The organism is Desulfobacteraceae bacterium (genome assembly GCA_022340425.1).
Classification (GTDB): domain Bacteria; phylum Desulfobacterota; class Desulfobacteria; order Desulfobacterales; family JAABRJ01; genus JAABRJ01.
In genome coordinates this window covers 1-9,811 of the sequence record JAJDNY010000090.1, presented here as the reverse complement: position 1 = coordinate 9,811, position 9,811 = coordinate 1, and the positions used below count along the sequence as shown (strand labels likewise).

The window sequence follows — 9,811 nt, the reverse complement described above, 5'->3', positions numbered from 1 at the left end:
CGGTGATGACCGCCGGCATCTACCTGGTGGTCGAAGGCCGCTACAAGAATCGGGTGATCGGGGCGTTTGCGCTGCCGCTGGTGTTCCTGGCGATGGCCTATGCCTCACTTTCGCCCGTTGTCAGCGACCGCATCCAGCCGTTGGTGCCGGCCCTCAAGAGCAACTGGTTGATCGTCCACGTGATCACCTGCTTTGTGGGCTATGCCTCCTTTGCCGTGGCCTTCGGGGTCAGCACGATGTATCTGGCCAAGCAGCGGGCGGCCGGTGCGGGCGGGGACCTGCTGGCGCGTTTCCCTTCCGGCGAAGTCCTGGATGAACTCAACTACCAGTTGATCCTGTTCGGCTTCGTGTTTCTCACCGCCGGCATCATCACCGGGGCGGTTTGGGCCAACTCGGCCTGGGGGCGCTACTGGGGCTGGGATCCCAAGGAAACCTGGTCGCTTATCACCTGGTTTGTCTACGCCACGCTGCTTCACGCCCGGATGATGCGCGGCTGGAGCGGAAAACGGGTGGCCTTCCTCTCGATCGCGGGTTTTATGGCCGTTTTGTTCACTTATTTCGGGGTGAATTTTCTCCCCGGTTTGCACTCCTACGGGGCCATGGGGCAGTAAAACCCGCGGCGTCGCCGCCCACCGGGAATCACCCGCCTGCCGAGGAGCGCAAGGCCACGGTTGCTGGCGGCGGCGGTGCGCAACGCCACGCAAATCCTGTGGCAGGGCGGCTGCCGCCATTTCCAGGCGCCCCGCCGGGAGTTTGACCAAGCCAGCAATTAGGCTTGACAAAAAACAGTTCTGTGGGTACAGGTGTACCAATTTTTCCTGCGCCTAGTTTTACCATAAACCACAATGATGATGGGGTTTTCATGGCTGAATTCGATGAGAGGTCGCACGAGGTCCCGAACGAGTCAGAAAACGACATTTCCCACCCGCCAGCCGAATCAGACGACAACCCAAAACAGGGAGACGGTGTCGCCGGCGTCGTGACCCTTTTTTTCATTGTCGGGTTCGTGGGAAGTCTCGTGGTCGGCTGGATTGTTTTCCCCAAGCTGCTCTATTCCCAGAAGCATCAGCCGATCAACTTCAACCACGCGGTGCACGTCGAGATGGTCGAAAACAGCTGTGAGAGCTGCCACTACTTCCGCGAGGACGGCAGCTTTTCCGGCATCCCCCAAAACGCCGCGTGCATCGAGTGCCACGAAGACATCCAGGGGGAGACCGAAGACGAGCGGATATTCGTCGAAGAGTACATTGCCAAGGGCCGCGAAGTGCCGTGGCTGGTCTACTCGCGACAGCCCGACTGCGTTTTTTTCTCCCACGCGGCGCACGTCAAGATGGGCGAGATGGACTGCGTCACCTGCCACGGGCATATCGGCGAATCGGAAACCAGCCGCGTTTATGAGGAAAACCGGATCACCGGCTACAGCCGCGACATCTGGGGGCGGAACATCGCCGGCTTCAAACAGAACTCCTGGGATCGCATGAAGATGAACGACTGTGCCAACTGCCACCGGCTCAACGATGTCAACCAGAACAGCGTTCAGACCCAGCGCGGCGGGTGCTTCAAGTGCCACAACTGATGAACCTCACAACGGCGGGCCAGACCGCGGCAACTTCGGCAATGGATCGCTTGGCAGGACGAAGAGGAATAATCTATGAAAATAGATAGAAGAAGTTTTTTGGCGCTCACAGCGGGCGGGACCGTCGGAACGGCGCTTACGCCGTTGCCCTGGAAACTCACCGACGACATTTCCATCTGGAGCCAGAACTGGCCCTGGACCCCTGTCCCCCCCGGTGGCGAGGCGACCCATGTCAATTCCACCTGCACCCTCTGTCCGGCGGCATGCGGGATCACCGTGCGCAAAATCGATCAGCGCGCCGTCAAGATCGAAGGGATGGCCGGGCACCCGGTCAACGACGGCGGCATCTGCATTCTGGGCGTTTCGGGCCTGCAGCTGCTCTACGGTCCCTCGCGGGTCAAGACCCCGCTGAAACGGGTCGGCGATAGGGGCGCGGGCCACTGGCAGCCCATCTCCTGGGACCAAGCGGTAGCCGAGGTTGCCCAGAAGCTGGGCGAACTGCGCGAAAAAGGTGAAGGCCACACCGTGGCCGCCATCTGCGGCTCGGATCGCGGTACGCTCCCCCAGCTCTTCAGCCGCCTCTTGACGGTCTACGGGTCCCCCAATTTCTTCACCCTGCCCACCATTCACGACACCTATGCCATGACCCTCGGCCTCATGCAGGGGGGCAACCCCCAGGCGGGCTTTGACGTCGAGAACACCGATTACCTGCTAAGCTTCGGCAGCGGCATCCTCGAGGGCTGGGGCGCCCCGGTGCGGATGTTTCGGGCCAACAGCCGCTGGCGCAGCGGCTACGGCAAGGTGGTGCAGGTCGAAGCGCGCCTGTCCACCACGGCGGCCAAGGCGGACCGCTGGATGCCCGTCAACCCGGGCTCCGAGGCGGCGTTGGCCATGGGCCTGGCCCATGTGATCCTACGTGAAAAGCTCTACCAGCGGGATTTCATCAAACATCACACCGAGGGGTTTGACGAGTGGCAGAAGGGGGTTTTGGCCGGCTACGCCCCGGATGCCGTTGCCGCCGTCAGCGGGGTGCCGGCCGCCGAGATCGAAGCCCTGGCACGCGAGTTCGCCCGGGCGCGCAAGCCCCTGGCGATCTGCGGCCGCGGCCAGGGCAACACTCCCGGCAGCCTCGCGGAGTCCATGGCGGTGCACGCCCTCAACGCCCTGGTGGGCAATCTGCAGCGCCCCGGGGGTGTCTGGGCGATGCCCGAAATCGAATACATCGACTGGGCCGAAGCCGAGATGGACGCCCTGGCCGTTGCCGGACTTCAGCAGGATCGCCTGGACGGCGCCGGCAGCGACGGCTTCCCGTACGCCAAATACCTGCCCAACCGGCTGGTCGAGGCCGTCAACAGCGGCCAGGGGTATCCCCTGCAGGCCCTTCTGGTCAGCGGGGCCAACCCCTGCTACAGCCTGGCCGACGCCGCCGCGGTGCAAAAAGCCATCGCGGCCGTCCCCTTCGTGGTCAGTTTTTCCTCTTTCATGGACGAAACCGCCGTCAATGCCGATCTGATTCTGCCCAACCACACCAATCTGGAACGCTACGAGGATGTGCCCACCCCGCTGGGACTGACCCGCCCAATTATCGGGCTTTCGCGGCCGGTGGTCGCCCCGCAGTTCAACACCCGCCATACCGGCGACGTCGTCATCCAGATCGCGCGCGCCATCGGCGGGACGGTCGGCAGCGCTTTCCCCTGGCCAACCTACGAGGCCTGTCTTCAAATGACCCTGGCGGGGGCCTGGGGCCCCCTCAACCGCGACGGCTTCTGGGAGGTTCCGGGGTTTCAGCCGGCCGACTGGGCGCATGCCTTCGAAACGGCCTCGGGGAAATTCGAGTTCACCAATGCGGCCATCACCAGTCTGGCCCTTTCCGAGCCCATCGTGCTGCCGGGGGATGAAAAGGCGTTCCCGCTGCTGCTGATGCCCTTTGACTCCATGCGCCTGACCAACGGCTGGATCGGGAACCCGCCCTTCATGACCAAAGCCGTGGACGATACCGTGCTCAAGGGCGACGATGTTCTGGTGGAGCTCAACCCGCAAACCGCCAGCTCATTGGGCCTCTCCCAGGGACAGGCGGCCGAGCTGCAGACGCCCGTGGGCGCCGCCCGTGTTCGGGTCAATCTCTTCGAGGGCGTCCGCCCCGGTGTCGTCGCCATGCCGACCGGTCTGGGCCATACGGCCTTCGACGAGTTTATCGCCGGCAAGGGGGTCAACTACAACATGCTGGCCGGCCCGGTTGCGGACCCCGCATCCGGCCTCGATGCGGCCTGGGGGATTCGGGCGAAGTTGACTAAGGCCTAAATTGGATACGAGGTTCTGATGAAACAAGACCACGAGCACAAGCAGAATAAGAAATACGGCATGGTCATCAACCTGGACAAATGCACGGGCTGCGGCGCCTGCATGGCCGCCTGCATGGCCGAAAACAACGTCCCCTTCCGCAAAGATGAAACCGACAAACTGCTCAGCACCGCCTGGCTGCGGATTTACAAGTTAAACAACGGCAAGCCCTACCCGGAAACTGATATCTGCTATCTGCCGCGACCCTGCCAGCAGTGCGAAGGCCACGCGGGCCACTCTCCCTGCGTGTCGGTCTGCCCGGCCACCGCCACCGACTACGACATGGAGACCGGCATCGTCAGCCAGATTTACACCCGCTGCTTCGGATGCCGCTACTGCATGGCGGCCTGCCCCTACCATGTGCGGCTGTTCAACTGGTGGGACCCGGTCTGGCCCGACGGCATGGAAAAATACCTCAGCCCCAATGTGTCGGTGCGCATGCGGGGGGTTGTCGAAAAATGCAGTTTCTGCTTCCACCGCTACCAGCTGGCCAAAGACAAAGCCTATGCCGAGGGGCGGCGCGAGTTGGCGGAAGAGGAATATCAGACGGCCTGCACCCAGGCCTGCCCGGCCGATGCGATCACCTTCGGAGACCTCAACAACCCCAAACACAAGGTTTATGAGCTGAAAAACGACCCGCGTGCCTTCCGCCTGCTGGAGCGGTTGGGCACCAACCCCAAAGTTTACTACATTTCCAGCCGGGAATGGGTCCGACGGGCAGGCGACAACTACCTGGAGCACGAAAAAACCGGCGCCGTTGCCTCCGGCCACCATTGAAGCCGCGCGGTAGCCGGTCCGAAGTCTCCGCCCCCGGGGCCATGATTCTCCTAGAGGCCCTGGGGCCGCTGTCACCCCAACCGCAGGCAATGAGGAGCACATTCAAATGGATTCTGCATTAATTCCTGAAGGCGTCAAACGCGCACCGCTGGGGAAATTTTTGCTGAGCATCGGCGTGGTCAGCGTTGTCCTGCTGTGGGGCGTCTTTGCCATGCTGCTTTGCTGGATCAAGGGTTTGAACCAGACCAACATGAACAATGCTTACGGGTTTGCCCTCTGGATCTGGGCCGACCTGGCGGTCATCGCCCTGGGCGGCGGCGCCTTTTTCACCGGCTTTCTGCGTTACGTGGTGGGCAAGGACCTGCTTAAAAACATCATCAACTACGCGGTCCTGATCGGCTTTATCTGCTACAGTTCGGCGCTCTTGATCCTGGCCATCGACATCGGCCAGCCGCTGCGCGGCTGGTTCATCTTCTGGCACGCCAACGTTCACTCGATGCTCACCGAGGTGGCCTTCTGTCTTTCGGTCTATTTCGCCGTGCTGACCGTCGAGTATATCCCGCTTGTCCTGGAAAACCGCCAGCTGAACAAGGTGCCCTTCCTGCACAACCTGGCCCACAACATGCACGAAATCATGGCGGTTTTTGCCGCCACCGGCGCCTTTCTGTCCTTTTTCCACCAGGGGTCCCTGGGAGGGGTGGCCGGGGTCCTCTACGGGCGTCCCTTCGGCTACCGCGAGGGGGTCCTGATCTGGCCCTGGACTTTTTTTCTGTTCACCTGGTCGGCGGCCGCCGCCGGGCCGTCCTTCACGATTTTCGTCACCCGCTTGACCGAAAAATTAACCGGCAAAACCCTGGTCAAGCAGGAGGTCATCGATCTGCTGGCCAAGATCAGCGGATGGATGCTGTTGACTTACATCATCGCCAAGATCGGGGACACCCTCTACTGGGCATTCGTTACCGCTCCCTCCAAAGGGTTGGTGCTGGGCCAGTTTTACACCCAAAACCCCGGGTCGGTTTACGGCTACTGGATCCTCTTCGCCGAGGTGGTGGTCTGCGGGCTGCTGCCCGCCCTGATCCTGATCACCAAAAGGGGGCGCACCAACCGCAAGACCCTTTTTACCGCCGTTACCCTGGCCGCCATCGGTGTCTGCCTCAACCGCTGGGTGATGGTCCTTCAGGTGCTGGCGATACCGGTACTGCCGTTTGAAAGCTGGAATATGTACTTTCCCAGCTGGCAGGAAATCGCCACCACCATCCTGCCGGTGGCTTACGGGGTGATCCTGATTATGCTCTCGCACCGCTACCTGCCGATTTTCCCCCAGGAAAGGGAACTCAACCCGGTGGAGTGACGACTGCCAGCGCCCCATGCCCGGGCCCATCGCCGGGGCGGCGCTGATTTAAAAGGAGGACGGAATGTTTCCGTTTAATTTCGAGTGGATCTGGGATATGGGGCACATGGTGTTTCACGGCGGGTTGTGGTATGCGCTTGCCATCATCGGCATGGGAATGACCTACTGCGTTATCAAGGCGGCCGTGGACACCGCCAAGGGCAAGGGCGGCGGCCACCACCACTGAGCCGCATCGATTGTCGCAACGAAAAAGCGCTGCCCTCGGGGGATGCCGCGAGGGGGGCGCTTTTTTTGTTTTTCAGCAGAAAATCAAGGCGGGGCCGAGAAGGCTCATGTCGGTTTTTCGCCGTCGGCACAAGGACCGGTCATGGATAAAATCATCATCGAAGGCGGGCGCCCCCTGCGGGGCCGGGTGGAGATCAACGGGGCCAAGAACGCCGCCCTGCCCATTCTGGCTTCCGCGTTGTTGACAGACGGCTGGAACACCTACCACAATGTACCGGATCTGAAAGACATCGAGAGCATCAAGGAACTTCTGGCCCAGCTGGGTGCAGCGGTGGAAAGCGACGGCCGCAGCGTGCGCGTCAATGCCGCCGGCCTTTGCTGCCCCGAGGCTTCCTACGAGCTGGTCCGCAAAATGCGGGCCTCGGTCCTGGTGCTGGGCCCGCTGGTGGCACGTCTCAAAAGGGCCCGGGTGTCGCTTCCCGGCGGCTGCGCCATCGGGGCGCGGCCCATCAATCTGCATCTCAAGGGCCTGGCGCTTTTGGGGGCCGACATTAAACTCGAGCACGGCTATGTCGAGGCTTCGGCCAAAGTGCTCCGGGGCAACGAGATCGACTTCGATGTCCCCACCGTCACCGGCACCGAAAACCTGCTCATGGCGGCGGTTTTGGCCCAGGGTCGGACCGTTTTGCGCAATGCCGCGCGCGAGCCCGAAATCGTGGCCCTGGCCGAAACCCTGAGGGCCATGGGAGCCGACATTCAAGGGGCCGGAACAGCCGAGATCACCATCCAGGGCGTGCCCGAACTTCGGCCGGTGGAAACCCGGATCATTCCGGATCGCATCGAAGCCGGCACCTTCATGGTGGCGGCGGCCCTCACCGGCGGCGATATCCAGGTGGCCGGCTGCAACCCGGCGCATCTGGGCGCCGTTTTCCACAAACTGCGCCAGGCGGGCGCCGAAGTTCAGCCGGGGGAGGAAACGGTGCGCGTTCTGGGGCCGGACATCCTTCAAAGCGTGGATATCAAAACGACCCCTTACCCTGGGTTTCCCACCGACATGCAGGCCCAGTTCATGGTGCTGATGTCGGTGGCCAGCGGCCTCAGCGTCATCTCCGAGACTATTTTCGAAAACCGCTTCATCCATGTCAGCGAGCTGCGGCGGCTGGGGGCCGACGTGATGGTCAGCGGCAATACCGCCACGGTGCGGGGGGTGCCGCACCTCTCCGGGGCGCCCGTGATGGCGACCGATCTGCGGGCCAGCGCCTCCCTGGTGCTGGCCGGTCTGGTGGCCCGCGGGGTTACCGAGGTGCGCCGGGTTTATCACCTGGACAGGGGTTACGAGGCGATCGAAAAGAAGTTCGCCCGGCTCGGGGCTGTGATCCGGCGGGAAAAAGAATAGCCGGCAACACCGTTTTTCGGTGGCATACAAGCTGCATCAACCGGAGGCGGCCGATGGTCCGGGTGATCGCAGCTTTTTTTTGGGGCGACCCGTCAGGGGCCGCCGGCCAATTGCGGTTGATGATGATGCCCGCGACGCATTGCGGCCGGCATGGGCCCTGTGGCCCCGGGCGTTTGCGCCGAAACGGGCGGGGGCGCGCAACGGGTGGTCGGGGCCTTGGAAACGCGATCGGATGGGGCCGCATGCGGGTGGACGGCGGAATTGGGGTCCCCCTCAGCCATGGCTTTGCGCCCGGTGGTCCCGGCGCTGCTGGGCCTGATCGTGGGGATTTGGGTTGGCGAGCGCCTCCCCCACGGGGCTGCCTGGGCCTGGGGGGCGCTGGCGGCAGCTCTCGTTGGCGCGGTTTTTGGCGCGGTCCGCAGACATCCCAACCCCCTGGTGGTGCCCATTTTTTTTGCCGCTCTGGGCTACCTTCTAATCCACCCTTGGGTGGCCCCCGAACTTCCCCCTCACCATGTAAGCAACTTCAGCGGCCCCGTCAAATGGCGGATTACGGGTATTGTCGAAGCCGCCCCGGCCACTTCCGGACACCGGATGAAATTCGTCCTGCGGGGTGAGACCCTTTCCGATGGTGCCGGCTCCACTGCGGTCACTGGTAAAATCCAGGTGACGGTGGCCGGCGCCGCGCCTGCGCTTGCGGCCGGAGACCGCGTGATGTTGCCAAGCCGCCTCAGCGCCTTTCGCAATTTCAACAACCCCGGTGGGTTTGACTATCGGCGCTACATGGCCTTTAAGGGGTTGCGCGTCAGGGCCTTCTGTCCGGGCGGGGAGCTGACGGTTTTAGGGCGGGTGCCGCTCTCCGGCTTCCAGAAGCGGCTCAACCGCTATCGCGAGGCGGTGGCCGCGCTGATTGACGGACAGGGGCGGCCCAGGGCCCAGGCGGTGCTCAAAGCCCTTGTGATCGGCCGGCGGGATGGGATTGCACCCGGGCTCAGGGACGCCTTCAACCGGGCCGGAATCGGTCACCTGCTGGCCATCTCCGGACTTCACATCGGCATCGTCGCCATGGGGTTCTTCAGATCTTTCAGCTGGCTGCTGGCCCGCTTCGAAGTGCTCCTATGGCATGCCTGGACCCGCAAGGGGGCGGCCCTGTTGTCCCTGGCCGCGGTTGTCGGATACGGCCTGCTGGCGGGCATGTCACCCTCGACCCAGCGGGCCGTCGTCATGGCGGCGGTTTTTCTCTGCGCCTTCGTTATGGAACGCGAGCCGGAGTTGTTCAACACCCTTGCACTGGCCGCCCTGATTATTTTACTCCTGCATCCCCCAGCCCTTTTTGCGGTTTCGTTTCAGCTTTCTTTTGGGGCGGTCTTCTGGATCCTTTTCGGGTTGCGGCGGTTTTTCGCCCCAAACGGCGCACCGACGGCGGCGGGCATCGGCTCCGTCTGGTCGGCTGGCTTGCGGCGGGTCGGAATGTTCTTTTGGGTTTCGCTGCTTGCGTTTCTCGGCTCCCTGCCGCTGGTGATGGTCTACTTCAACCAAATATCGCTGGTGGGGCTGGCGGCCAACTGCCTTTTCGTGCCGCTGATCGGGTTCGTGGTGGTGCCCCTCGGGGTGGTGGGGGCGGGGCTGCTGGCTTTCAGCCCGTTTCTGGCCGCGCAGGCTTTTCGAATCGCCCTCCCCATTTTGGACTGGGGGCTGACAGGGGTTGAATGGGTGGCCGCCTGGCCGTGGGCGGCCGTCAAAACCGTCACCCCGACGCGCCTGGAGGTGGTCTGTTTTTATGCAGTCCTCTGGGGAGGGCTTTGCTGGTTGCGGCCGGCGTCGACGATCGCCCCGGAAGGTGCGCCAGCCGCAGCCGGGGGCTGGCGTCCGCCAAATGCGCTGGCGCTGCTGGTGCTGGCGCTGGCCTTGCTGACGGCTGCGGCTGACATCGGCTATTGGTCCTGGCAGCGGTTTTGGCGTTCGGATTTGCGGGTCACCGTGCTCGATGTTCAGCAGGGCAGTTGCGCCCTGGTGGAATTTCCCCGCGGGCACTGCATGCTGATTGACGGCGGCGGCTTTTCGGACAACACCCGTTTTGATATCGGGGAACGTGTGGTGGCGCCCTTTCTCTGGTGCAGAAAAATTCGGACGCTGGACACTCTCG

The 9,811-nt window shown here is 63.0% G+C and carries 8 protein-coding genes; all 8 read left to right on the top strand.

The window, feature by feature from the left end:
* A partial coding sequence (gene ccsB / locus LJE63_08395) for a c-type cytochrome biogenesis protein CcsB (protein MCG6906630.1) occupies positions 1–611 on the top strand: 611 nt, incomplete at its 5' end.
* Positions 612–862: 251 nt separating this feature from the next.
* A complete protein-coding gene (locus LJE63_08390) occupies positions 863–1,576 on the top strand; it encodes a cytochrome c family protein (protein ID MCG6906629.1) in 714 nt (237 codons plus the stop codon).
* A gap of 75 nt (positions 1,577–1,651) precedes the next feature.
* Positions 1,652–3,877: a molybdopterin-dependent oxidoreductase gene (locus tag LJE63_08385; protein MCG6906628.1), complete on the top strand. Its 2,226-nt coding sequence runs from the start codon at positions 1,652–1,654 to the stop codon at positions 3,875–3,877.
* 18 nt (positions 3,878–3,895) lie between these two features.
* A complete protein-coding gene (locus LJE63_08380; GenBank protein MCG6906627.1) occupies positions 3,896–4,693 on the top strand; it encodes a 4Fe-4S dicluster domain-containing protein in 798 nt (265 codons plus the stop codon).
* Between the two features lie 106 nt (positions 4,694–4,799).
* Positions 4,800–6,044 carry a polysulfide reductase NrfD gene (gene nrfD / locus LJE63_08375; GenBank protein MCG6906626.1) on the top strand — a complete coding sequence of 415 codons (1,245 nt, stop codon included), beginning with the start codon at positions 4,800–4,802 and terminating at the stop codon, positions 6,042–6,044.
* A gap of 64 nt (positions 6,045–6,108) precedes the next feature.
* Positions 6,109–6,270, top strand: coding sequence for a hypothetical protein (locus tag LJE63_08370; protein ID MCG6906625.1), 162 nt, complete (start codon positions 6,109–6,111; stop codon positions 6,268–6,270).
* Positions 6,271–6,411: 141 nt separating this feature from the next.
* A complete protein-coding gene (gene murA, locus LJE63_08365) occupies positions 6,412–7,665 on the top strand; it encodes a UDP-N-acetylglucosamine 1-carboxyvinyltransferase (GenBank protein ID MCG6906624.1) in 1,254 nt (417 codons plus the stop codon).
* A gap of 279 nt (positions 7,666–7,944) precedes the next feature.
* A partial coding sequence (locus LJE63_08360; protein ID MCG6906623.1) for a ComEC/Rec2 family competence protein occupies positions 7,945–9,811 on the top strand: 1,867 nt, incomplete at its 3' end.

Coding starts and splice junctions, on each gene's coding strand:
- LJE63_08390 (MCG6906629.1), top strand. CDS start 863: ATGGCTGAATTCGATGAGAGGTCGCACGAGGTCCCGAACGAGTCAGAA.
- LJE63_08385 (MCG6906628.1), top strand. CDS start 1,652: ATGAAAATAGATAGAAGAAGTTTTTTGGCGCTCACAGCGGGCGGGACC.
- LJE63_08380 (MCG6906627.1), top strand. CDS start 3,896: ATGAAACAAGACCACGAGCACAAGCAGAATAAGAAATACGGCATGGTC.
- nrfD (MCG6906626.1), top strand. CDS start 4,800: ATGGATTCTGCATTAATTCCTGAAGGCGTCAAACGCGCACCGCTGGGG.
- LJE63_08370 (MCG6906625.1), top strand. CDS start 6,109: ATGTTTCCGTTTAATTTCGAGTGGATCTGGGATATGGGGCACATGGTG.
- murA (MCG6906624.1), top strand. CDS start 6,412: ATGGATAAAATCATCATCGAAGGCGGGCGCCCCCTGCGGGGCCGGGTG.